Consider the following 23,210-nt stretch of genomic DNA (forward strand, 5'->3'; position numbering starts at 1 on the left):
TGGCTTACGCTGCTTTCATTTGTCGAGATCTAGCAGCTCGCCCATTCGCCCTCCTAACATTCCACGCAACCACGCACCATGAAACTCAATATTTTCGAGAGAAGTACCGTCCCCTAGACGATGCTCAAAAACCTTGCCCTTCGCTGCGCGATACACGACGCGAAAATGTCCATCATGAGCAGACGATGTCATCACATAAGGGCGGATGGAGATGATTTCGCTAAACGGTACGTGTACTTCAACGGGGCTTCGACAACGACGAGTTAGGGTGAGGGTCAACAGCTGCTGGTTTTCGTCGAACGTGAAGGCCTGCACTTGAGGCTCAGAGACAACCCAAGCAAAGAACGCACCAATGAACACTGCACTGGCCAGCATTATCAGAATGAAGGATGACGCTGTGAGGCTCTCACCCTGGTTAGGCTGCACACCCTGAATGACGTCCGGCCCTGTGAAAAGGAACGTCGCAAGCCCGTAGCCCGGTAAAAGCAGAAGCAGCGCAAGAGAGAAGCCAAAAACACCCATACCATTGCTTCCGATAATTGGTATTTCGGGGCCGTAATACCAAATAGGCGGGTGGGCAGTACTTAGCCCGCCAGCATTGGTTGCTGCGGCGCTAGCGGGTCTTTGATGATTCATCTGGCCGTCTCGAGGGATTGCAGCGCAGACGTTATCACTACTACCGGACAGTCTGGAAACGGATCACAGGGCTTTCTCTGGGCATACCACTGTCGTGATGACCGAGCAGTACATCCGCAACCGCAAAGGCAAGAAAGTCTCACCAACGAAGTGAATTGCGGACCCGTTGTTTTATTGCGGACCGGAAACAAACAAGGGCTTGCATCAGCTTTCGCCCGCAAACCCTTGATTTTAGATGGTGCCGAAGCCGGAATCGAACCGTTCTCTATGTCATTGAAAGTAAAGAAATTTTTCAGTTCTAAATTTTCTCTACCTCTATGCATACCCTCAACATGCGAGCTGCCTCGGTTTTGAGAACCCCAGGGGCTTTGTTGTCAATTGAGTCTATCGACGAGACAAAGGACGACCCGAGTAAGAGGTCAACGCCAGTGCTGCAATAAAGCGGCCGAGTGGTGCGGAGGGCAGCGTCTCGGGACTCGCAGCTGATGCCGGTTTCAGGAGCGGGCACGCAAGCGGCGAGTGCGGAATGCCCCCCACCCGCTGCCGAACGCAGCTTTAAGGAACGCCCAGAATCCACTTTCGTTGGGGCGAGGTTCGCCACCTTTGGCAATGCGTTTGAGTTGTCCGGTGTACCAGAGGACTTCCATAATCCCCATGCGATCCACGGCCTTGATACCGGTATTGATGGGGCGCACCTGTTGATCGCTGTCGCTCCCTTTCAGCAACGCCGCCGGCGCATCCGGATCAATGGCCAGCAGTCGTGCCAGACCGACCACATCCAGCGATCCAGAGCGCAGTGCCTCGTTCATCCCTGCAGCAGTGCGAAAACCGCCTGTGACCATCAAGGGCACTTGCACATTAGCTCGAACCTTCGCGGCGAACTCTAAGAAGTAGGCTTCGCGCGCTACGGTAGAGCCTTTTTTCGGCTCATGCATTGCACCATTCATGGCGGGAGCCTCGTAGGTGCCACCGGATATCTCGATTAGATCAATACCAGCGTCGACCAGCGCGCGGATCGTTTCCATCGACTCCTCTTCAGTGAAGCCACCGCGCTGGAAATCAGCCGAGTTGAGTTTAATCCCCACCGGGAAGTCCGCTCCGACCTGGCGTCGAATTTCGGCGTAGACGGCCAGCACAAAACGACGGCGTTTTTCCGGTGTGCCACCCCATTCGTCTTCGCGCCGATTGTGATGGGGTGAGAGGAACTGATTGATCAGGTAGCCGTGTGCTCCGTGGATTTCCACACCACTGAATCCGGCTTTTTTGCAGATGGCGGCACTGCGCCCGAAGCGCTCGATGATGTCTTGGATCTCGGCAACAGTGGCTTCACGCGGGGTTTCGAAAAAGGCAGCCATATCCTCTCGGAACGGAACAGCCGACGGAGCAAGGTTGCTGGCGTTCAGACCCTTTGTCGATTGTTTGCCAGGGTGGTTGAGTTGCACCCAGATCGCCGCCCCTTGGTCGGTAGCAGCCTTCGCCCACTGTTGCAGTACCGGCAGATCCTCCTCATCTTCAATGACGACATTGCCTGGTTCGCCAAGGGCTCGACGGTCAATCATCACATTGCCCGTAATGATAAGTCCCAGACCGGAAGCTGCCCAGCGTCGGTACAGTTCGACCAGCCCTAGGGTAGGCCGGTTATTGTAAGTGCCCAGCGTCTCGCTCATCGATGCCTTGGCCAGTCGATTGCGCAGTACACTTCCGTTGGGCAGTTGCAGGGATCGGTTCAGCAGATTTGTCTCAGTTTTCATTTGGTGTTCCCGCAAGGCTGGAATGAGGAAGAGCCGCAAGCAATGTGTCCGGTAAGTTTTCCGGATTGAACTCGAGCACTTGAAACAGTTGCTCGAAGGTTTCGAGCTGTGTGTGCGGTAGATGAACCCGACCTTCGCGCAACGCGTCTGCCGGCAAAATTTGTCGCAGGACCAGCGCCATAAAGGTATTCAGATCGCAGTGGATGACCACATCGGCCAACGGGGCATTGCCTGAGCGCGCGAGCATCTCGCTGTCATCAACCCGTATATGGAAGACTTCCTCTCCCACGTGAAACTCGTATGTGGCGCACAATTCAGCGCTTGCATCGGAGCGACCAATGCCCGTGAGGCTGAGGGCTATGAGTTCAGCGCGTGCAGTCGCAGGATCGATGCGTTCGTCCACTGGCAAGCTCAGCCCCCAGAGTCCTAGAGCGAGCAGTGGTTTGCGCAACTGCTCCCCCAACTCTGTTAGTTCGTAGGCGGCCATTGGCGCTGTAGCAGGCTTGGCGATTCCGTTGTCTACCAGTACCTTCAGGCGTGCGGACAACCGGTTAGTCCCCATTGCGGGCAATACCGCCAGCAACTCTTTAAACCGCTTTGGACCCAATAGCAGTTCGCGGAGCACCAAAAGCGTCCAGCGCTCACCTAACACATCGAGGCTTCTGGCAATCGGACAAAGCTGCCCGTACGTTTTGTTTAGCATTTTGTCAGGCGCCATCGTCGTTAGAAGGCAGTGCGGTCATAGGGAGCGATCACTTTGGGTGGCTGCAGGTAAGCAGTCAGTCCCTGGAAAAACATTACCTTGAGGAAATCACCGCTGATAACCAACTCCTCGCTGCCCAGCCCCCGGAGGAACGCGGCCTGGCTGTCCTTGGCCGAGAGAATTGCAAAACCCTTATCGGCGTCTTTGAATTTCAAAGTGAAGCGCGGATTGTCGGCCAGGCCGGCAACGGAGCGGATGGCGCCGTTTTGGATGATGAAATAGCGGCCAATGCCCGCATCGGTACGGATCTGGAACACAAGATCCTCGCCTGCGATGTAACGAGCGCAATCGGGATTTATTCTGACCTGCCGTTTCAGCAGTTGAGTGAACATCCACAACAGAAACTTGAACTTGATCATAGTGACAACCTTGAGTCGGTGAGTCGGGGGTTGACGTTATTCGCTGAGAAACCTGGCGGCGTGATAGAGAAAGCGCTCCGGGCACTGAAACTGAGCGCCGTGCCCGGCATCCGGATAAATAAACAACTGCGCGTTCGGCAGATTGCGCGCCATGTAGAACGAGTTAATGGTCGGAATCATTACGTCGTGCACGCCATTGAGGATAAACGTCGGCTGCTTGATTTGACGCAAGTAGGCAAACGGATCGTCTTCGGACACCCTCGGCAAATACAGCATGTTTGCCTCGATCTGCGCTGATGCAACTTCCTGCGATGTAGGCGGATCCTGATCCTCGCGCAGATGCCGGCGATCCCAGAATTCGCTTGCAGCTCGCTTTGCCACCTCGGAACGGCCAAAAAACAAGTACTCAAAATCTTCGTAGATCGGAACTGGACGCGGCGCGGCCGTCAGTACCTGGGGTTCCATGTCCGGGTTACCTCCCCGAGGGCCTGTACCCAATAGCATTAGCTTACGAATAAGTGCGGGATGTCGCCATGTCAGATCCAGCGCCTGGAAGCCGCCAAGCGAGAAGCCCAATACATCTATTTTCTCCAGGCCCAGGACTCTTACGAAGGCGGCGGCATCATCAGCCATGTCTTCAATGCGACGACGTGGCTGGCCGGATGAAGAAGCCACGCCACGACCATTGAAAAGGATCACTTCCCGGCTCTGTGCCAGGCCGTCGGTCATCAGCGGATCCCAGTGATCCATGCCACCGCGAAAGTGCTGAAGCATCAGCAGCGGCGGTTGTTCGGTGGCCGTATTTCCCCACCTGCGGTAGGCGAAGCGGTCGCCGTCGATCTCGCAGAATCGGGTTGGGGCAGTCTGATGCGTATCGGTCATATCTTTCCTCACGAGCGGTTTCGGATTCTGAGGCTGGAGCAATTCTAGCCTGTGACCACCGATTTTTACTATACAAAAAATATAGCATTAATGAAATACGAATCGTATAGTGAATTCGTGACTGGGCCCGGCTTTGCTTTCGCAGGCCATGACCTCTACAAAAAAATAAAAATGGGAGCGTAACGTGGAACTGGCTTTCGACTTTGACTTCATCGTCATAGGCTCGGGCTTCGGCGGCAGCGTTTCGGCGCACCGGCTGACGGAGAAGGGCTACCGTGTTGGCGTGATGGAAATGGGGCGCCGTTGGCATGCCGAAGACTTTCCCAAAAGCAACTGGGATCTCCGTAGATGGATGTGGATGCCTGCACTGAAAATGTTCGGCTTCTACAGCATGCGGATGTTTCGACATGTAGTCGTCGCAAGCGGCAATGCGGTCGGCGGAGGCTCCATCACTTACGCCAACGCACTGCTGAGACCGTCGGATAAGGTATGGGACGAGGGCTCCTGGGCAGGTCTGGCAGATTGGAAGAGCATCATGCCAAGGCACTATGCAGAGGCCGAGAGAATGCTGGGAGTGACTGAAGGAAAAATCCTGGGAGAAGCGGATTTGCGTCTTAAAAGGATGGCAGAGCTAAATGGCGTCGCCCACACCTTTCACGCACCCAATGTCGGCACCTTCTTCGCTCCAGAGGGCGAGGTCGCAGGCAAAACCTATCCTGATCCGTACTTCGGCGGTGAAGGCCCGGAGCGAGGCAGTTGCGTGGGCTGCGGCGGCTGCATGATGGGCTGCCAACACAATGCCAAGAACACACTCGACAAGAACTACCTGTTTTTGGCCGAGAAGCACGGAGCTCAAGTCTTTGCGCAAACTCAAGTCGTAGACGTCCGCCCCTTGAATGGCAAGGTGGATGGCAGCGAAGGCTACGAGGTCCACACGCAATGTTCGACTTCCTGGTTCCGCAAGAATAAGCGGGTCTTCCGCGCCCGCGGCGTGGTACTCGCGGCATCTTCGTTAGGGACGATGGAGTTGTTGTTCCGGCTCAGGGAGAAAGGCTCTCTGCCTCGTATCAGTCAGGATCTGGGTAACCGGATACGCACCAACGCCGAATCACTTATCGGCGTCCGCTTCCCTTCCACAGACTCAAGTATGTCGCCAGGCTTGGCGGGCGGGGCCAGCATCTATCTGGACGAGCATACTCATATAGGTGTCGTACGCTATCCAGAAGGGTCAGATGCCATAGGGCTGATGATGACGCTGATGAGCGGTGGTCGCCCAGGCTGGAGGCGAATCGCTACTTGGATGTTGACATTACTCAGGCACCCGATACAGGCCCTTCGAGTGCACAACCCCAGAGGCTTCGCACGGGAAAACATGTTGTTGCTTGTGATGCAAACGGTCGATGCTCATATCAATATGCGCCTTAAACGTCGCTGGTACTGGCCGTTTGGAAGCCGTCTGGAGACAGAGGGTGGCCCTATTCCTACGTTCATCCCGCAAGCGAATGCCTTCGTCGAGAAGGGTGCCAAGGCGCTAGGTGGTATAGCGACGACCTTCCTCAGCGAAATCCTCTTCAACATTCCCACAACCGCGCATTGCATGGGCGGTTGCGCCATGGCGGAATCCGAAGGCCATGGTGTCATGGACGTGCAAAATAGAGTGTTTGGATATCGCAACCTGCTGATCTGCGACGGATCAATGCTCAGTGCCAACCTCGGCGTGAACCCCAGTCTGACGATCACTGCATTGGCGGAACACGCGATGTCGCACATACCAGTGAAAGGGAGTTCTCAAGTCGAAACTCGGATTGCGATGACCCAGTTGGAGTAACGGGTTGCTTCACGGGCTAACGCGCTCGGCAACAAGAGCAGAACCGTTGCGCCATATGGATGTGGCGACCAAGCCCCCTGATAAACGTCTCGAATTGCAGAGACCGATCAGCGACAGCGTTTGCCCTGGTTTACCGGGGGAACAACTATCCATGTCCACAATAAATACAGATGTCACATTAAATAACTGCCTTCCTTAGCAGGAAACGGCACCATCGCCTTAGACTAAAAATAAAAACGGGTCATCCAATGAATACAAGAAAAATAGTTGAACCATCAACTGGCGTGACACCTCATCCCTGCCCTGACGACCGATCAAAACTTAAAACAAACTCAGACCTTGCCCCGCGCAGCTCAATATTTTTCGGGGCAACTCTATTACTGACATTAGGGAGTCCATCCGCTTCATGGGCAAATGGACTTGCGCTCAACGAACAAAGTGCTAGTGCTGCGGGGACTGCTTATGCCGGCCGTTCCTCGTCAGCCATAGACGCAAGCACCGTCTATGGTAACCCGGCGGGTTTAAGTAAAATCAAACAAACAGAGATAAGCGGCGGGCTGGCACTAATTGACGCAAAAGTTAACATAAGCGAAGCAAAAAGCACGGCGTCAGGCACCACTGACGGCAATTCCGTACCTCTTACAGCTATCCCTTTTGGATATTTCTCCTCGCCTATCGATGATCGCTTTACCGCCGGCATTGGTCTATATGCGTCATACGGCCTCGTTAATGATTATGAGAGTTCCTTCCAAGGTCGCTACCACGGCTCCTACAGCAAGGTTCAGGTTAAAACACTACACCCCGCTATCTCGTATCGCTTAAACGATCGATTAGCTATTGGTATTGGCACCACATTCAATCGTATTGATAACACCCTCCAGTCTTATTTAGCCACCGGAGCTTTGAATGATGGAAAGGACACGCAGCTTACTGTAAAGGGCAATGACACTGCCATTGGCTATAACTTTGGCCTGATGGTTGACTTGAACGAATCAACCATCTGGGGATTGACTTATCACTCAAAACTCGACTTCCATGTTGATGGGCACACAAAAATAAGTGACAGCCCCATTGCACTTGGCCTCGATGGAAAATACAACAACAAGATGGATGTGACACTGCCAGAGTCATTGGATACATCATTTACCCATCACTTTGATGAGCGCTGGACTGTTTACGCAGGTGCTATCTGGACTCGCTGGAGTCGAATCCAGAGAATTGAAGCAACCAATAGTGGATTACCCTCCCTGGGGCAACAATTAGGATTCGGTACCGTTGGAGACGACTTTAAACTTCATGATACTGTGGCGACCGCTCTTGGCGTCTCGTACCAACTTTCTTCACAGTGGCTACTTCGCAGTGGCTTGGCTGTTGATCCTTCACCGGCCCGCAACTCCGACCGAAACGTGCGACTTCCAGTAGGAAACCGAAAAGCTCTGGCTTTTGGGGCCGCTTACTCACCCAACCCTGATCTGACTATCGATATCGCCTATACCTATCTATGGGAGTCAACCACATCCGTTAATCAAACCGATACAAACGGCTTGCAACCCGGATTTAGCGCTAAATACAACAATAGCGCACACATCATGGCAGCACAGCTAACACATCGATTTTGACGTCCTTTGGCGTGGCATCTTGAATGATGCCATCGCCATTCTTGCTGACTAAAACGGCGTTGCGCGTTTCTTATAAAATCAACATGAATCGCCCCAGTACTTAAGCCGCTCGGGTAACTCCGACTGGAAAAATCCTGATGATGCAATGCCAAACTCTTCGACTTAAACCCAAAGTCTTCAGAAACAAAAGGGAATCCACAGCCAGGAGGGCTTAAATCTACTATTAGACATATGAGCCAGCACTAAATCGCACACCTCAATAATTGAGATATAAAAGTCAACCCCCCCATCGACAAAATAATGAAAATTCCTGATTCGACACTCAGGTTAAGACGTCATCTCGGCACATAATCTATTCGATAGAAGTTTTCAATCTGGCGATAATGGCAAGGAGTCCCACAAACTCGACTAGAGCATAAAATAATATGCAATACCACCGGACGGCAAGTGATTGGATTTTGTTCACCTTTGCCCCCACTCAGCTAAGTAAAAAGATAATCAAATGAGGTCTGAAAATGAGAACAAGCAAAGCACAGGCGCGGAAAAACCGGACACGCGTTGTCGAATCAGCATCAGTGCTGTTCCGCGAGCGCGGCTATGACGGTGTCGGAGTTAAGGAATTGATGGCGGGGGTCGGACTCACCCATGGAGGGTTTTACAACCAATTCAGCTCAAAGTCGACACTGATGATCGAAGCTACGTCGTTCGCTCTTTCCCAAATGACTGCTGACTCCAATCCGAGTGATTTCATCAAATACTACGTGTCCCGTACTCACCGCGATTCAGTCGGCCAAGGGTGCGCGATCGCTGCACTCGGTGGCGATGCTGCTCGTCAACGTATAGAAATCAAGTCCGTATTTGAGACTGGCATAGAGAAGCTAATATCAGGTTTGAGTTACGGGCTATCCGCTAACGAGCAAAAGAAAGCCCGTGCCAAGGCCGTTTCATTATTGGCACAAGCGGTCGGAGCCATTGTACTGTCGCGGGCCTGACCAGATGATGCGCTGTTAGCTGACGAAATCCTAGACAGCTGTAAACTGTCGCTCGCCATTTAGTTAGCGCCTAGAAGCATGTGTTTCGCCCGCAAGAGCCCTAATTGTTGGCGTCGCTTAAATACTGACAAATTCGGATATGCTCGGATACCTGTTTTTCTATTAGGGAGCGGATTTCTCAAGCACAAAGCGGGTTGAATCGGAATAGCACTCGCCCTGCTACGCTGTCCTTTTTCATGAAGGAAACGCGATATCGAATGCTGACTTACTACCTTCCCCGCTCTTTAAGATTAATTAGAACCAGCTAGCCCTCGAAGCCGCGATCATGGAACTGACGTTGTAGATCGAAAAGCGTGCCGCTAGTGAGGTTAGAGGCAATGTGCATGGGGCACTGGCAACGATCAGCAAGAATGAAGAGTTCATCAACATGACGTTAGCGGCGCTAGTAACGCCTGAGTGAGTAGTCTCTTGCTAGGCTAGCCGGGCCTCATCGACCCGAAGGAGAGGCCTTCTCATTGATGTCACAACACCACAGCTTAGCTAGGGGCAAGCGGTGGCTCGGATGCAGAGCAATTTGAGCACAACTGCCCTTCTCACCGCCCCGAGGTCTGTCAAGTTCTGACGGACGTCGCTCTCGGCACACGCATCATGATGCGAAGCTCCATCGAGTATTAGATGAGATCTATCAACGAGTCTCGTCAGCTCGAACCGATCACCCCGGCCCAACTTTCGTCAGCGTTCGTCGAAGTGGGACAGGCCGTGAAGAAAAGCGACACCATCTGGCGAAGGCCGCAATTCAGGAGAGGATGGGAGATTCCCAGACTAATTCAGAAGCTGAGTTTGTCATAGCCCGCTGATGCCGCCACCGATGATCGCGAGGCGAGCCTGGTTCATGGTAATGCCTTGCTTGAGAGACCAATCAGGTACCCATCTCTGAAGTAGATAGTGCATCCCTCTGTCGACGCATGCTGCTGCGGGTATTCTCCCGGAGGAAAACGCAGCCAACTGCCAGCTTCGTAATGCCGTCCGGCTTCGAACAATCCTCCAGACAAGACCAGGACTTCGGCGTTCTCAACGGCAGCATTGAATATCAGAGCACCCTCAGATAAGCGCACCAGGCGAACGGACTTGGATTCACACCCATACAACGGACAGACCTCGCGGTCGCCTGCCTGCTGCCATGCCTCTGACCGTTGAGTGTCGATTCGCACCTTGCTCCGCTAATCCGTAGACATCTGCCCAAGCTTCACGAAAATGACCGCGCCGTTAGGGATGGAACGCGCATGGTTAGAACCTGGAGGACTGCGCAGATATCGGCCCGCTGGGTAGCTGCCGTGATCGTCCACAAAAGTGCCGGACAGGACGAGGATTTCCTCTCCACCAAGGTGTAGGTGGGGGGGGCAAAGCTGGAATCGGCTGAGAAACGAACGATACTCGTCGCACGAGCTTTTTCGCGGCCGACTTGATCTAACATGACTCGCTCAACGCCCGGCTGTGGCAATCCCACCCAGTGGTAGACATAAGCAGCGACAACAGCGCGCTGGATGAGGTCTGCATTAACGAACACAGCTGTTCTCCAGTTAATTAAATGCAGGAATTGGACGACGGAGATCACCGCCGCCGGTGTCGCTTCTCAAGCAGCGGACAGTTGAGCACGTGCTTCCAAGACTCTCGCCGAATACACCAGTGCAGCACCTGCATTGAGCGCGATAGCAACGCCTAGTGCTTCTGCAATCTCGCCTCGGGTTGCGCTATGCTCGACAGCCTTCTTGGTGTGCACGCCAAATCATCACCTCCCCTACTTTACCTTGACGACGACCTTGCCCTTTGCTCGACCCGCGTCAACATAAGCCAAAGCTTCCTGGGTCGATTCGAATGGAAAGACCTTGTCTATAACCGGGCGGATGAATCCAGAATCAATGAGTGCAGTGATGTTGCGTAACTGCTCGCCACTCGCGCGCATGAACAGAAATGAGTAGCTCGCTTGCTGACGTTTGGCTTTTTTCCTGATGCCAAAGCTCAACAGGCGCATGACCAGCTTCAGGAACCCGGACAAACCAGCACTTTTTGCGTAGTCGAGATCAGGTGGACCGGAAATCGAAATGAGCCTGCCACCCGGTTTCAGAACCCTTAAGGATTTTTCGAGCGTATCGGAGCCCAAGCTATTCAGCACTACATCATAACCACGCAGGGTTTTCTCGAAGTCATCCTTCTTATAGTCGATGACAATATCCGCGCCAAGACTTTTCACCAGTTCGATATTCGCGGTGCTGGTTGTCGTTGCAACGCTTGCCCCTAGATGCTTTGCCAACTGAATGGCAAATGTCCCCACACCGCCGGAGCCAGCATGGATCAGGACTTTTTGCTCTTTTTTCAGGTTGCCTTTTTCCACCAGGGCTTGCCAGGAAGTCAGACCAACCAGGGGAATTGAGGCAGCCTCCTCCATTGTGAGCGTTTTCGGTTTGATCGCTACCGAGTCCTCCTTGATCGCAATGAACTCCGCGAAAGCACCAATACGATCATCATCCGGCCGGGCATAGACCTCGTCACCGGGCTTGAATTTCTGTACCCGCGATCCGACCTTTACGACCACTCCGGCCAGATCATTACCCATAATCAGCGGTAAGCGATAAGGCAGAATCATTTTGAACTCACCGTCCCTGATTTTAGAGTCCAGTGGATTGATGCTGGCGGCATGGATCTCAACTAAAACGTCATTTTGACCCAGTGCAGGTTCCGGCACTTCGCTAGCCCGCAACGAAACCTTTTTCCCATAGCGATCGATAATGAATGCTTTCATCGTGTTTCCTTATTCCTGGCGTACCCAGGTTTGTGAGCGCCCCAGCACCGGTACACCAATGTAGCCGCGCACGTTGAGCTTTTTACCGCCGTCAGTCAGCTGAACTTTGCTGCTGTAGACCTTACCGTTATCCGGGTCGAGGATTTGGCCACCAGTGTATTCTTCACCGTCCTTTCGCAAGCCGGTCAAAATAGTCAAGCCAACCACCGGTGCGTCCTTGTTCACGCCTTCGCACTTCTTGCATTTGGGATTCTGGTCTTCATTAGGCGCGGGAAACACTTTTTCGATATTGCCCCGAAGAGTGCCATCGGACTCAGTGATTCGGACCAACGCTCGCGGCTTACCGCTGACGTCATCAATGTTCTGCCACAGACCAACAGGCGAATTTTCGTCTGCCCACAGTGCCGGTGACATGACTGCTGACAAGATGAGCCCCAGAACACTCGCTTTGTACAGAGTACGCATTGCTTAAATCCTCATAATTGAAAGTATCTAAATGACGATTTGATACCATTCTCAGACTGTGAAAATCGATCGTGTCCTCGCTGCTGGCTACCGGATTTTACCTCCTGTTTTAAAGGTCGCTTTTTGAGGTTCGCGAGGCGTAAAGGAGCGCGAAAATGAGCGCGACCTCGATGACCACTGCGGACAAGATTCCGGACCCTGCATTCCCGGTAGCAAATTCCAATATCCCAAGAGCGGAAAGTATCGAGCAGATGACGATAAAGCCTGCAACCAGAGATGAGCGCGTCGAGGAAGGCTCTGCATTTCTTACCGAAAAGAACATGACTCCGATTCCTGCATATAACGCTGCCGCGCGGCGTCCGACCAACCCGGTGGAGTTAGACAAGTCGACCCCCCAGCTTGCCAACACAAAACCTGGGGCAAACATCCAGGTGAAAGCCAACGCAAAGAAGAGCAGCGAGATCAGGATTGCGAGCGTTCTGAAGTTGATTTGCATTAAAAGATCCTAAAGTGTTGTTTTTCGTTGTAGGTGGACCAGGTGTAGCGCCTTTTTCGTTTTGCCATTTGGCCGGGACCAAGAAGTCCATGGCATGGATTTGATAGCTGGCTTAAGCCAGGCACCCATCAGGTCTTCGGCGTCATCCGGACTCCCCAGCAATATAACGCTGTTATTTGATTAACATAACGCCGTTATGGCATTATTGCAACATGACCTATGACAACTCACTCCCAAATGCTCCCGCCCGCCTCGTCGAAGCGACCATCCGTGTGCTTGCGACCAGCGGACCATCCGAAGTCAAGGCGCGTTCAGTGTCGAGCGAAGCCGGCCTGTCTACCATGGGGGTTTATACGCACTTCGGTGGAGTGCCAGAACTTCTCCAGGCAGTCGCCGACGAGGGATTTAAACGGCTGGCTGTTGGCTTCGAGCGTGTCCCCATTACGGATGACCCCGTAGCCGATCTGTGCGCGATGCTCCTCGCATGCCGAGACCTAGCGCGAAGTAATCCTCACCTGTACGACTTGATGTTCGGTCTTTCGATTGACGGCAGATACAGCCCCTCACGAGGAGCAGGGACCCCCATCGTTGATGGACAATCGGCGGCATTCAAGGCCACATACGTAATTCTGATCAGCGCGTGTGCTCGCTTGGTAGATGCAAAATGCGTCCGCAAAATTGATCCAGCGCTCATAGCACTCCAGCTATGGAGTGCCGCTCATGGATTCATCATGCTCGAGCTCGCGGGCCACTTCGCGAACGTAGCCGATCCTGCTTCGCAGATACTGGTAGCGAGCTGCAATAACATCGTTGTCGGTCTGGGAGCAAAGCGCGACAGAGTGGAGTCCTCCACTGCGGCCGTAATCGCTGGGTGGAAAAGCCTGCCAGACTCTTGAAAAACGCCGATAGATAACGGCGTGTGCTTCGGTGTACGCCACTGAAACCGGCAATCCCCTTGCACGACTTGTCGGCCGGTTCATCCATCAGAGAAAGAACCGGCCATGTTGCCGCAGGACGATCCTTAGTGGAGGTGGATCGGAATCTGTATCGAAGGTACGCGCACCGAATCGGAACGACTGGATGGGACATTGGGTTGTCTCACTACCTCCTCACCTCGCTCATGAGCTACTTCATTTTCATCATGAGCAACTTCTTTCTCACTCTGTTGAGCCTCTGGAATCTGTGCCATGGCGTATTCAGCGAGTGCCGTGATGGTCAGTGCAGGATTCACTCCAGGATTTGCAGGCATCGCGGCCCCGTCACAAACCAACATGTTCTGGTAGCCAAAAACGTGCAGGTTCCGATCAATCACACCACTTTTGGCATCGGCACCGATCACGGCACCACCCAGCACATGGGCGGTGGTCGGAATGTTACCCAGCGCTTCCAGCACGTTGCTTTGGGCAATGCCGCCGGTATGCTTGGCCAACCACTGAGCCGCCTGATTACCCATCTCGATGTACGTCGGGTTTGGCCTGTTGCGGTTCTGCCTGGTGACGAGACGGTAGCCGCGGCCTAGCCAACGCTTCTTCGGGCGCAGGGCGATCGCATTGTCTAATGTCTGCATCACCAACAGCATCACCATGTGTCGACTCCAGCCCAACGGCCACAGTGACTTGAGCCATTGCACGGGGTGCAGCACGATATTCCCCAGCCATTTCAACGGCCGCGTCACACGGTTGCCTTTACCAACCAGCAGCGTGCACAGCAAGCTCAGGAAGTCGGCGTTACGCCCGTAGGTGAGAAACTCGATGTGGGTATCCTGATCGACATGCACACTGCTGCTGGCGGTGACATCGTTCCAGGTATTGCGGTCCTCGGGCAGGCGCACGTTCAAAACCGATTCGCTGTTAGTGCGCACCAGCTCGCCGAGGCGATCGCTGACCCGGGGCAGTGAACCGCCGTGCTTGCAGTTGGCCAATAATTCGTTAGTGCCCAGAGCCCCGCCGGCAAAGATCACCCCGCGAGCGGTAAAGGTCTGGCGAGCACGGATGAACCAGGTGCCGGGACGTTGGGTGGTCACACGATAGCCTTCACTGCCGTCGGCGGCCCCGATCGGGCTCACATCGACGACCTCGCGCTCTGCCAATATCTGCACGCCGCGCTTCTCTGCGAACCACAGATAATTTTTCACCAGCGAGTTCACAGCACCGACGCGGCACCCCACCATACAGGCGCCGCAGCGTATACACCCCGTACGGTCAGGCCCTTCCCCTCCGAAATAGGGGTCCTTGACGGTCTTGCCCGGCTCGCCAAAAAACACACCGGTGGGAGCACGAGTAAATGAGTCTTCGGTTGCGAAGTGCTGCGCCATCTCTCGGGCCAGTTGCTGGTTCGTCGAATCAAAAGGCACAGTCTTTACCCCCAGCATGCGCTCAGCCGTATCGTAGTGAGGCCGCAGCACATCCGCCCAGTGACCGAGTTCGCGCCACTGCACGTTCTCGAAGAACTCTTTTTTGGCCCGGTACAACACACCGCCATACACGGTACTGCCGCCACCGACTCCCGACTGACTGGGAAAAAAGACATGGCGAAACAGCGACATGCGCATGATGCCCTTCAAACCCAGCGCGGGTGCCCATAGGTATTTGTTGAACTGCCAGGCTGACTTGGGAAGGTCTTCGTCGCGATAGCGTCGGCCACGCTCAAGTACTCCGACGCGATAGCCCTTTTCCACAAGGCGCAGCGCCGAGACGCTGCCGCCAAATCCCGATCCGATCACCAGCCAGTCGAAGTCGGTGTTTTTCATAGGGTGTCCCCTTCTACGTGGCAACTACTTGTCGTCTTGATGTCCACCAGTGAATTGCCGGTCAGTCGACCCACTCGGTCCACATTTTCCGCAACTTCAGCTTGTCGACCTTGCCCACGGCATTCTTTGGCAAGCTATCAATGATGTTGATCGTGGAAGGTCTTTTGTATCGCGTCAGTCGGTCGATGCAATGCTCCTCCAACTCGTCCCGGGTAGCAGTGACTCCCGTACGCAACGCGATATAGGCAACAACAACTTCTCCGAAGGTTTCATGCGGCGCACCGATCACTGCTGCTTCGAGAATGCCTGGAAACTCGAACAGCGCGTCTTCGATTTCCTTCGGGTAAATGTTCTCGCCACCGCGAATGATCATCTCTTTAAGGCGCCCGACTATGGACAGGTAACCATCCTCGTCGACCTGTCCAATGTCACCAGTGTGCAACCAGCCATCGATGACGGTCTTCGCTGTTTCTTCAGGTTTTCCAAGGTAACCACGCATAACGTTAGGGCCTTGCACCAGCACCTCGCCAATTGCACCTTGCGGCAGATGCACGCCGCTGGAATCGGCGATTGCAATTTTTTGCCCGATGAAAGGGAGACCGACAGTACCGACCTTGCGTAGCCCGTCGAAGGGGTTAATGGTTGAAGCGCAAGTGCCCTCGGACAGACCATACCCCTCAAGTAAAGGAAAGCCGAAACGAGCTTCGAACTTTTTAAGCAGCTGCGCCGATGCCGGCGCCGCGCCGCAAATGCCATACCTGAGACTAGAGGTAAAAGGCTGGACCTCGTTAGGTAGCCCGTTGAGCATCGCGTAGATGGTTGGCACGGCGGAGAAGTACGTGGGGCGAAGCCACTCGACATCCTCAAAAAACGTTTCGACGTTAAAACGCTTGCGAATGGTGACGCGACCTCCGCTTGAGAGCGGAATAAGGGTACTCACGACAATGCCATTCACATGAAACAGCGGCAGGATCAACAAGCAATGGTCTGCTGCCGTGACCTTGAGCGAAAGACGCCCCATTTCCGACATGGCCTCGATATTGGCGTGATCGAGCATCACACCCTTCGGCAGACCGGTAGTGCCGCTGGTATAGATCAACAGTGCCAGTGCGGCTGGATCTTCGAACGGAATACCGGTGTAAGGTTCTGCCGCTTCCAGATCAGTCACTGGCATAGACTGCACGCTTGGGAGCACCACTTCGCCATTGATATTGATGAGCAGCTTCGCCCCCGAATCAAGCAATTGGTGGGTTGCTTCCTTGCTGGTGAGGTTCGGATTTATAGGCGTGACCGCTGCACCCAGGCGCCAGGCGGCGAACATGGCTATTACGAATTCCATTTGGTTAGGCAGCATGATGGCGACGACATCTGCGACACCGATCCCCGCATCCGCGAATACGCCTGCTGCGGCGAGGACTCTGGAATGGAATTGCCGGTTAGTCAGGCTACTGTTGTCATCCGCGATGCACGGCGCCTCAGGCGCTGATGCCATGCGAGAATCTGAAAGTCTGGAAAAGCACATTATTTTTGTTCTCTCTGAAAATGACGGAAATGCTTGAATCAGACGGCTAAAGAACCCAGTAGGTGTTTTGTCAGGAATTGGATCTGATCCGATACCAACTCCTCGAACGCGGCACCCATGTAAAACTCGAAATGCCCCGCGCGATAGAGCTTGGTTTCTCCATGCGGCGCCTTGCGCACCAAGGCGATCGTTTGCTCGGGCGGTGTGACGGTGTCAGTGGTGCTGACACAAAACAGGATGGGAAACTTCACCTTGACGGCAGAACGTCCGGGCCGATAAGTCACAATTTCCGGAAGCACCCGCGCCGCAACGTGATTGACGAATGCCACGCCCTTCGGCATCAGTGCCATATAGCCCGGCAAGGCGTCATGAGCATTCATCAAGGCTGGCTGACCAGGCGCTGCCGCGATCGGCACCATCACGGGCGGCCGCCCCAGCAACCTGGCTATCCAGTCGCGCAGAATGACCGGTGTCACTTGCAGCGTGCCCTTAAAACCCAGTGCGGCGGCAGAGGCCAGACCGTCGGTGAAGGGGCACTGGCTGATGGCAGCCAACAACTCGGGATGCCGGCTGGCCACCGTGATCGCATGACCACCGCCAAACGAACTTCCCCATACTGCGGCCCGGCTCCCGTCGACATCAGGACAACCTTTGACGAACTTCAACGCGGCGTCCCAATCCTCCAGTTGGCGCGACACGGACATCAACTGCCTGGGCTGACCACCGCTATCACCAAAATAGCGATAGGTGAAGGCCAAGGTCGCAATCCCTGCGGCGGCGAAGCGCTCGGAAAAGGCATCAAGGCGCATCTCACGAATCGCACCCAAGCCATGACCGAGTACCACTACCGGCGGTTTCTCTACTCCAACCGGAAGGTAAAGCCAGGCCGAACAATAGGTTTCGCCCGAATAAAAGCGGATATCCTGACGAGTGAATTGATAGGGAAGCGGTGACACCTGATTCATTTCTTGTTCCCTCCGTGTTGTAGAGGAAAGAAGCCTTGCTCAAGGGTCTGCTCGAAAACAGCCGGGGTGTAGAGCGGCAGGTCACCGTCGCGGGCAGTGCGTTCAAGGTATTCGACCATCAGCGATTGCGCCGTATCGGTTGGCGCAATCTTGATGAATTCGGTGCGCTCCATATGCAAACCCTCATCGAGGGTGGATGAGCCACCGAAGTACACGGCTCGCTTGATTGCCTCTATAGCCCCCCTGGGTCGGGAGCCTAGATAACGGGCTTGTTCAACCGCTCGATCAAGCAGCGCATCCGCAGCGACCACTTCATCGATATAACCAATTTCCAGCGCTTTCTTTGGCGACACCGGCCGACCTTCAAGCATCAACATCAGGGCTCGATGGGCACCGACCAGCCGCGGTAATCGCTGAGAGCCACCGCCACCGGGAAGGATTCCAAGAAGTATCTCAGGCTGACCTATGAAGAAGTCGCCATCCGCCATCAGACGGACGTCGCAAGCCAGTGCGAGTTCGCTGCCAAGCCCCAGGGCAGACCCATTCAAAGCTGCAACGAAAATGACGCCGCTGCGGTTCATCCGCAAAAAGGTGTCGTGCAGCTTGTCCAACTGCATCCCTCCTCCCAGTGGCGTCAAAGACGCAACGGCTGCCAAGGGCGGAATGCCGCGAACAGTTTTTGCGGTCCGGGCAATTGCCGACGAGGTAGTGCGCCCGACCGCAGGAATACTCTTTCCGCCTTCCTGCAACCAGCGAACGTCTGCATGACCGATAAAGCGCTCGGGGTGAGCACCGGTCAGCACCACGGCCTGGACGGTGGTATCGGACTCCACCTTATCCAATAGAGTGGCAAGCTCATTGGCCATGTCCAACCCCATCAGCCCGTGGGGGCCTCCATCCAGCCGTGCAATCAACACAGAGCCACGAGGTTCGACATTCAGGTGTTCGGGCGGCGTATGCGTCTTCGTCATCTCTCAAATCCTCTGGTGATAAGCGCGATGTGCCGGCGCGCTCCATCGGTAAATTCCACCTCTAACAGCCATCGGTTCAGCTCGGGCACCCACCGCTGAGCAAAACAAATAACACTGTTATTTGCCAAACATAACACCGTTATATTATTGTCGCAATATCTGCTCTGGTCGCTCATCCCCACGACTGAAAACCCAAGCCTCGAGGGCATGGCTACGGGGACAGGAGGCAGGTACGAGCATATTCAAGTGCTGCACGTTGTCGTCAGGTCGCCCCTTGAATCCCGAATTTCCAGTTCATGTGAAGGAGACAAATAAAATGAAGCCGCACATTACGGTGGTACAGAGCTCTCAAGCAGAGCCGCATTCGGCTGGATCCTCTCTGCCCGAGTGGCGGCCAGCAATTCTCGTGACGGGCGCTGCTTCCGGGATCGGTCGCGCCTGCGCCGAGCTGTTCGCGCGACGCGGCTGGTTCGTTGGTTTATATGATGTCGATGCCGAGGGGGCCGCGGCGGTCGCCGCGACCTTGGGGACGGGCAACACCGTCTCCGGTGCGCTTGACGTGAGCGACCCCGAAGCGTGGGAGCAGGCACTCGCAGATTTCTGGAAGCGAAGCGGTCAACGGCTCGACGTATTGCTCAACAACGCCGGAATTCTCGCCGCGGGACAGTTTGAAACGATTCCGCTTGCCAGGCACCACGCCATGCTTGGTGTGAACGTCCAAGGGATGATCACAGGCTGCCACAGCGCCTTCTGGTATCTGCAAGGGACGCCCCGCGCCCATGTGATAAACATGGCTTCAGCCACTGCAATCTATGGCCAGCCCGAACTTGCAACGTACTCGGCAAGCAAGTTCGCCGTGCGCGGATTCACCGAAGGACTCGACCTCGAATGGAGGAAATTCGATATCCGCGTGAGCGATATCTGGCCGAGCTTTGTAAAGACTGCAATGGCAGATGATTACGGCCGAATTCCCAGCGCCAAATCCCTCGGCATTCGACTCACGCCTCACGACGTCGCATCAACGGTATGGGCTTGCGCCACAGCAAAACGACGTATCCACAAGACCCATTGGACTGTCGGCCTGCAAGCCGGACTCCTGGCGTTCGCTACGCGCCTCGCGCCACCGGCCCTCACCCGCTGGATCGTTCAGCGCCTTGCGCGTTAACGCATCGCATCGCTTGCCACAGGATCCCGATACACATGCCACAGCGGGAGCTGCACCCAAAATGAAAGGCTTCAACTGGATCGATGAACTGAGCCCTCAAGTCCGGGATAGCGTTCTACGCTGTGCTCATCCAAGAACCGTCGCCGATTCGAAGATCCTTTATCAAAACGGTGATCGGGTAACGGAAATTTTCCAGATTGTTTCCGGGGCTATCCGTAAATGCATCCTCACCGAAGATGGTCAGGAAGTTCTGCTCTACGTATATGGACCTGGCGACATCGTTGCCGATGCTCCCGTGACTGATGATGAACCCTCCCCCGTCACGCTGACTACGCGGGGGGAAACCAGATTGAGAGTCTGGTCGGCGGCGGACTTGAAACTGCTGAGGGAGCAGCACCACGAGGTGGAAACGGCGCTCGGTTGCCAGATTAATCGGCGCTTACGGGGAGCACTTCAGCTCATCGAGGAGATACTGACTTTGCCGGTCGCGGCAAGAATCGCGTCTCGTTTCGCTCAACTCAGTGACATGCAGAAGCCTTCTGATCAAGGGATCGACTTAATGCTTTCTCAGGTAGATATAGGCCAGATGGTTGGAAGCACACGCCAAAGCGTCAATCGAGTGGTCAACGAACTGAGAGGGCTGGGGCTGATAGAGCCGCTCTACGGCAAGATCATTATCAAGGACCTGCCAGGGCTGAATCGTTACGTTCGAGAGCATCACCGCTCGAACGAAAAATAGCTTACACAATGTAATCTGGAAGACGTTTCCCCCCAATAACGCATCCTACCATCAACTCCGTAAGCGCCATTGCCATAACAATAAACCAGGCGCTACCGGAGATCGCTTATGTATGCACCAATGCTCGTCAATTTCTCTTCTTCCCCCGCCCCACTGATGTCTCATCGCACAGCGGACGTGATCGGATCAGCACATTTGCTGACCCTATCAATGATCGCCAGTTCATCCACACAGCTCCCGAACTCGACAAGCAAAGTCCTTTTGGTGGAACCGTTGCCCGCAGTCTGCCGGGACGGCTCATGCCGTCATCGCTGATCTGGAAGCCCTTGCGCCAGCCTGGAGCGGCATGAAGATCAGCCCTCATTGGTAACACCAGATCCGCTTCCTTACATCTGTGCATGACGGAAAACGTGATCGCCTCAAAGCGGTGATGAGCCACCCTGTCACCCTGTTCGGAGTAAAAGCAGTGAACAAGATTATTCTCCAAAGCACTTTCGCACTGACCGCCTGCGCGCTTTCCGCCACCGCTGTTGCCAATGGACTGGCCGTCAACGAGCAAAGCGCCAGCGGCGCCGGTACTGCCTATGCCGGCCGCGCCTCAACGGCGCTGGACGCCAGCACTGTCTATGGCAACCCCGCCGGCCTGAGCAAGCTCAAACGCACCGAGGTCAGTGGCGGTTTTGCGATAGTCAGTGCCAAAGTCAATATCAGTGACGCCCAGAGCAGCACCTCGGGGAGCAACAAAGGTGATTCGGTGCCACTGGTTACGGTGCCTTTCGGCTACTTCTCTACGCCGATCAATCAGGACTTCACCTTCGGCATGGGCGTTTATGTCCCCCAGGGACTGGTCAACGATTATGAGCGCAACTTCCAGGGCCGCTATCACGGCAGCTACAGCAAGGTACAGGTGATCACCTTGCAGCCGACGCTCGCTTATCGTATCAACGAGCGCGTCACCGTCGGCGGTGGCCCAACCATTAATTACATAGAAGGCGATCTGCGCAACGATCTGGCCACCGGCGCGCTGAATGCCGGCAGGGACACCCGTATCAAGATCAAGGGCGACGATACCGCGCTCGGCTACAACATTGGTCTGATGGTCGATCTGAGTGACGCTACCACTTGGGGCATTACTTACCACTCCAAGGTCGACTATCACCTCACAGGTCACACCGAAGTGAGCGATTCTCCGGGCGCATTTGGCCTGAACGGCAAGTACAAGACCTCTTTGGATGTGACTCTACCTGAGTCGGTGAATACCTCTTTCACTCATCGCTTCAACGAGCGTTGGACCGGTTACCTGGGCTCAACCTGGACGCGCTGGAGCCATCTGTCGAAGCTCGAAGCGAAAAATAAAGGGGTACCACCGCTCGGTCAGCAGCTCGGTTTCAATACCATTGGCGAAGAGCTGAACTGGCACGACACCTTGTCGGTGGCAGTGGGTGCTTCCTATCAGCTAGATAAGCAGTGGGTACTGCGGGCGGGCTTCGCTTATGATCCGTCACCGACCACCAACTCAGACCGGGAAGTGCGCATTCCTGTGGGCAATCGCCGAGCCCTGACCCTGGGCGCGGGCTACTCACCCAACGCGGATCTCACCGTCGACCTCGCCTACGCCTACTTGTGGGAGAACAGCAGCTCGGTTAGCCAGCCCAACACCTCCGGACTCCAGCCAGCCTATAGCGCCAAATACGAGAACAGCGCCAACGGCCTGGTGGCGCAACTGACGTATCGTTTTTGAGGCCAGCACAAAGCTCTATCCGACATGGGTTCGCTGTTGAAGAGCAAACCCATGTCAGCAGAAATCCCGAGAAACCCAATCGTCGCCCCTCAGCCGCTGAGATTTTGTAGAGTCCCCCGCCATCAACGGAAAGGAATTCTGTGATGGATCGACTCCACGGCTGTACGTGCAACCCGAGCCTCATCTGGCGCCGGGAATAAGGTGGTCTGACGAGCCTGCCGATCACGCTCTAGGCCGCAGTCGCGGTGGCCTGACCACCAAGATCCATATGCTCTGCGACGCCAACGGCACGCCGTTGCGTTTTCTTCTCTCTGGCGGTCAAGCCAGTGACATCAGCTACGCCCAACCACTGCTGGATGATGTCAGCATTCCCACATGTCACCGTGGCCGTCCGCGCAAACGCTGCAAATGGTTACTTGCCGACAAAGGCTACGACGCCAAAGCACTGCGCCATTACTGCGACCAATATCGAATGCAGCCTGTCATCCCGATGCGCTCGATGAAGCGCAAACCCAAACCTGGCTTGCCGAGGCTGTTTGATCGGCCTAAATATCGACAGCGCAACATCATCGAGCGCATGTTCGGGTGGTTGAAGGAGAACCACCGAATCGTGACGCGCTTAGACAAGCTCGCGAAAAGCTATGCCGCCATGGTTTCACTGGCGTGTTCCATGCGGTGTTTGCGACATCTCTTTTCGTACAGAGCCTAGCCACCTCACCGCGCGGCTGAGAAGGCAAAAAATCCTCTCATTTGTCCGTTTACCCCTC

19 protein-coding genes and 5 pseudogenes are annotated in these 23,210 nt (G+C 54.8%); 10 read left to right on the forward strand and 14 right to left on the reverse strand.

The annotated features are described in order from the left end of the window. Nucleotides 1–15: 15 nt before the first annotated feature. The 5 genes from ACI512_RS18735 to ACI512_RS18755 all read right to left on the reverse strand — a co-directional run bounded on the left by ACI512_RS18735 (nucleotide 16) and on the right by ACI512_RS18755 (nucleotide 4,391). Nucleotides 16–636 (reverse strand): hypothetical protein, encoded by a 621-nt coding sequence (locus ACI512_RS18735; protein ID WP_405121265.1) that lies wholly within the window; start codon nucleotides 634–636, stop codon nucleotides 16–18. Nucleotides 637–1,130: 494 nt separating this feature from the next. Beyond that, nucleotides 1,131–2,387, reverse strand: a complete 1,257-nt coding sequence (locus ACI512_RS18740; RefSeq protein ID WP_231808880.1) for an NADH:flavin oxidoreductase/NADH oxidase family protein — start codon at nucleotides 2,385–2,387, stop codon at nucleotides 1,131–1,133. Then, the gene (locus tag ACI512_RS18745; protein ID WP_231808881.1) at nucleotides 2,377–3,090 is read right to left on the reverse strand and encodes a winged helix-turn-helix transcriptional regulator; all 714 of its coding nucleotides are present in this window, start codon (nucleotides 3,088–3,090) and stop codon (nucleotides 2,377–2,379) included. The genes ACI512_RS18740 and ACI512_RS18745 overlap by 11 nt, the downstream gene beginning before the upstream one ends. 20 nt (nucleotides 3,091–3,110) lie before the next feature. Beyond that, complete coding sequence (locus ACI512_RS18750) at nucleotides 3,111–3,509, reverse strand: helicase (protein WP_231808882.1); 399 nt, start codon at nucleotides 3,507–3,509, stop codon at nucleotides 3,111–3,113. A 36-nt stretch (nucleotides 3,510–3,545) separates the two neighbouring features. After that, the gene (locus ACI512_RS18755; protein ID WP_231808883.1) at nucleotides 3,546–4,391 is read right to left on the reverse strand and encodes an alpha/beta fold hydrolase; all 846 of its coding nucleotides are present in this window, start codon (nucleotides 4,389–4,391) and stop codon (nucleotides 3,546–3,548) included. A gap of 184 nt (nucleotides 4,392–4,575) precedes the next feature. Here ACI512_RS18755 and ACI512_RS18760 point away from each other — a divergent pair, with 184 nt between their 5' ends. The 4 genes and pseudogenes from ACI512_RS18760 to ACI512_RS18775 all read left to right on the forward strand — a co-directional run bounded on the left by ACI512_RS18760 (nucleotide 4,576) and on the right by ACI512_RS18775 (nucleotide 9,290). Then, a complete protein-coding gene (locus ACI512_RS18760; RefSeq protein WP_231808884.1) occupies nucleotides 4,576–6,219 on the forward strand; it encodes a GMC oxidoreductase in 1,644 nt (547 codons plus the stop codon). Nucleotides 6,220–6,467: 248 nt separating this feature from the next. Beyond that, complete coding sequence (locus tag ACI512_RS18765; RefSeq protein ID WP_231808885.1) at nucleotides 6,468–7,838, forward strand: outer membrane protein transport protein; 1,371 nt, start codon at nucleotides 6,468–6,470, stop codon at nucleotides 7,836–7,838. A gap of 515 nt (nucleotides 7,839–8,353) precedes the next feature. After that, entirely contained in the window at nucleotides 8,354–8,830 is a 477-nt protein-coding gene (locus ACI512_RS18770; protein ID WP_405121266.1) for a TetR/AcrR family transcriptional regulator, read from the forward strand. A 250-nt stretch (nucleotides 8,831–9,080) separates the two neighbouring features. After that, nucleotides 9,081–9,290, forward strand: a pseudogene (locus tag ACI512_RS18775) (hypothetical protein). 760 nt (nucleotides 9,291–10,050) lie between these two features. Here the strand turns inward: ACI512_RS18775 and ACI512_RS18780 are convergent. The 5 genes and pseudogenes from ACI512_RS18780 to ACI512_RS18800 all read right to left on the reverse strand — a co-directional run. Further along, nucleotides 10,051–10,209, reverse strand: a pseudogene (locus tag ACI512_RS18780) (cupin domain-containing protein); the annotation flags it as partial. Between the two features lie 26 nt (nucleotides 10,210–10,235). Further along, nucleotides 10,236–10,445: pseudogene (locus ACI512_RS18785) on the reverse strand (hypothetical protein); the annotation flags it as partial. An 18-nt stretch (nucleotides 10,446–10,463) separates the two neighbouring features. Beyond that, nucleotides 10,464–10,610 (reverse strand): annotated as a pseudogene (locus tag ACI512_RS18790) (carboxymuconolactone decarboxylase family protein); the annotation flags it as partial. Between the two features lie 18 nt (nucleotides 10,611–10,628). Next, nucleotides 10,629–11,630 (reverse strand): NADP-dependent oxidoreductase, encoded by a 1,002-nt coding sequence (locus ACI512_RS18795; RefSeq protein WP_231808887.1) that lies wholly within the window; start codon nucleotides 11,628–11,630, stop codon nucleotides 10,629–10,631. A 9-nt stretch (nucleotides 11,631–11,639) separates the two neighbouring features. Next, nucleotides 11,640–12,095, reverse strand: a complete 456-nt coding sequence (locus ACI512_RS18800) for a DUF2147 domain-containing protein (protein ID WP_231808888.1) — start codon at nucleotides 12,093–12,095, stop codon at nucleotides 11,640–11,642. A gap of 155 nt (nucleotides 12,096–12,250) precedes the next feature. On the opposite strand from ACI512_RS18800, the gene ACI512_RS18805 reads away from it, so the two are divergent. Together ACI512_RS18805 and ACI512_RS18810 are read left to right on the forward strand one after the other, a co-directional pair. Then, nucleotides 12,251–12,604, forward strand: coding sequence for a hypothetical protein (locus ACI512_RS18805; protein ID WP_231808889.1), 354 nt, complete (start codon nucleotides 12,251–12,253; stop codon nucleotides 12,602–12,604). 460 nt (nucleotides 12,605–13,064) lie between these two features. After that, on the forward strand, nucleotides 13,065–13,487 hold the full coding sequence (locus ACI512_RS18810; protein ID WP_405121897.1) for a TetR-like C-terminal domain-containing protein: 423 nt from the start codon (nucleotides 13,065–13,067) through the stop codon (nucleotides 13,485–13,487). A 125-nt stretch (nucleotides 13,488–13,612) separates the two neighbouring features. Here ACI512_RS18810 and ACI512_RS18815 read toward each other — a convergent pair whose 3' ends face one another. From ACI512_RS18815 to ACI512_RS18830, 4 genes are all read right to left on the reverse strand, one after another. After that, complete coding sequence (locus ACI512_RS18815) at nucleotides 13,613–15,340, reverse strand: GMC oxidoreductase (protein WP_231808890.1); 1,728 nt, start codon at nucleotides 15,338–15,340, stop codon at nucleotides 13,613–13,615. Between the two features lie 61 nt (nucleotides 15,341–15,401). After that, a complete protein-coding gene (locus ACI512_RS18820) occupies nucleotides 15,402–16,832 on the reverse strand; it encodes a class I adenylate-forming enzyme family protein (protein WP_231808891.1) in 1,431 nt (476 codons plus the stop codon). 68 nt (nucleotides 16,833–16,900) lie between these two features. Next, nucleotides 16,901–17,827, reverse strand: coding sequence for an alpha/beta hydrolase (locus tag ACI512_RS18825; protein WP_231808892.1), 927 nt, complete (start codon nucleotides 17,825–17,827; stop codon nucleotides 16,901–16,903). Next, entirely contained in the window at nucleotides 17,824–18,798 is a 975-nt protein-coding gene (locus tag ACI512_RS18830; protein WP_231808893.1) for an enoyl-CoA hydratase/isomerase family protein, read from the reverse strand. Before ACI512_RS18830 ends, ACI512_RS18825 begins: the two co-directional genes overlap by 4 nt. Nucleotides 18,799–19,114: 316 nt before the next feature. Between ACI512_RS18830 and ACI512_RS18835 the strand changes: the two genes are divergently transcribed. From ACI512_RS18835 to ACI512_RS18850, 4 genes and pseudogenes are all read left to right on the forward strand, one after another. After that, nucleotides 19,115–19,963, forward strand: a complete 849-nt coding sequence (locus ACI512_RS18835; RefSeq protein WP_231808894.1) for an SDR family oxidoreductase — start codon at nucleotides 19,115–19,117, stop codon at nucleotides 19,961–19,963. Nucleotides 19,964–20,024: 61 nt separating this feature from the next. Continuing rightward, a complete protein-coding gene (locus ACI512_RS18840; protein ID WP_231808895.1) occupies nucleotides 20,025–20,702 on the forward strand; it encodes a Crp/Fnr family transcriptional regulator in 678 nt (225 codons plus the stop codon). A gap of 466 nt (nucleotides 20,703–21,168) precedes the next feature. Beyond that, nucleotides 21,169–22,443 carry an outer membrane protein transport protein gene (locus tag ACI512_RS18845; RefSeq protein ID WP_405121267.1) on the forward strand — a complete coding sequence of 425 codons (1,275 nt, stop codon included), beginning with the start codon at nucleotides 21,169–21,171 and terminating at the stop codon, nucleotides 22,441–22,443. Between the two features lie 147 nt (nucleotides 22,444–22,590). After that, nucleotides 22,591–23,152, forward strand: a pseudogene (locus ACI512_RS18850) (IS5 family transposase); the annotation flags it as partial. Nucleotides 23,153–23,210 lie beyond the last annotated feature (58 nt).

Origin of the sequence: Pseudomonas petroselini (assembly GCF_045037875.1) — a bacterium.
In the GTDB taxonomy this organism is placed as follows: Bacteria; Pseudomonadota; Gammaproteobacteria; order Pseudomonadales; family Pseudomonadaceae; genus Aquipseudomonas; species Aquipseudomonas petroselini.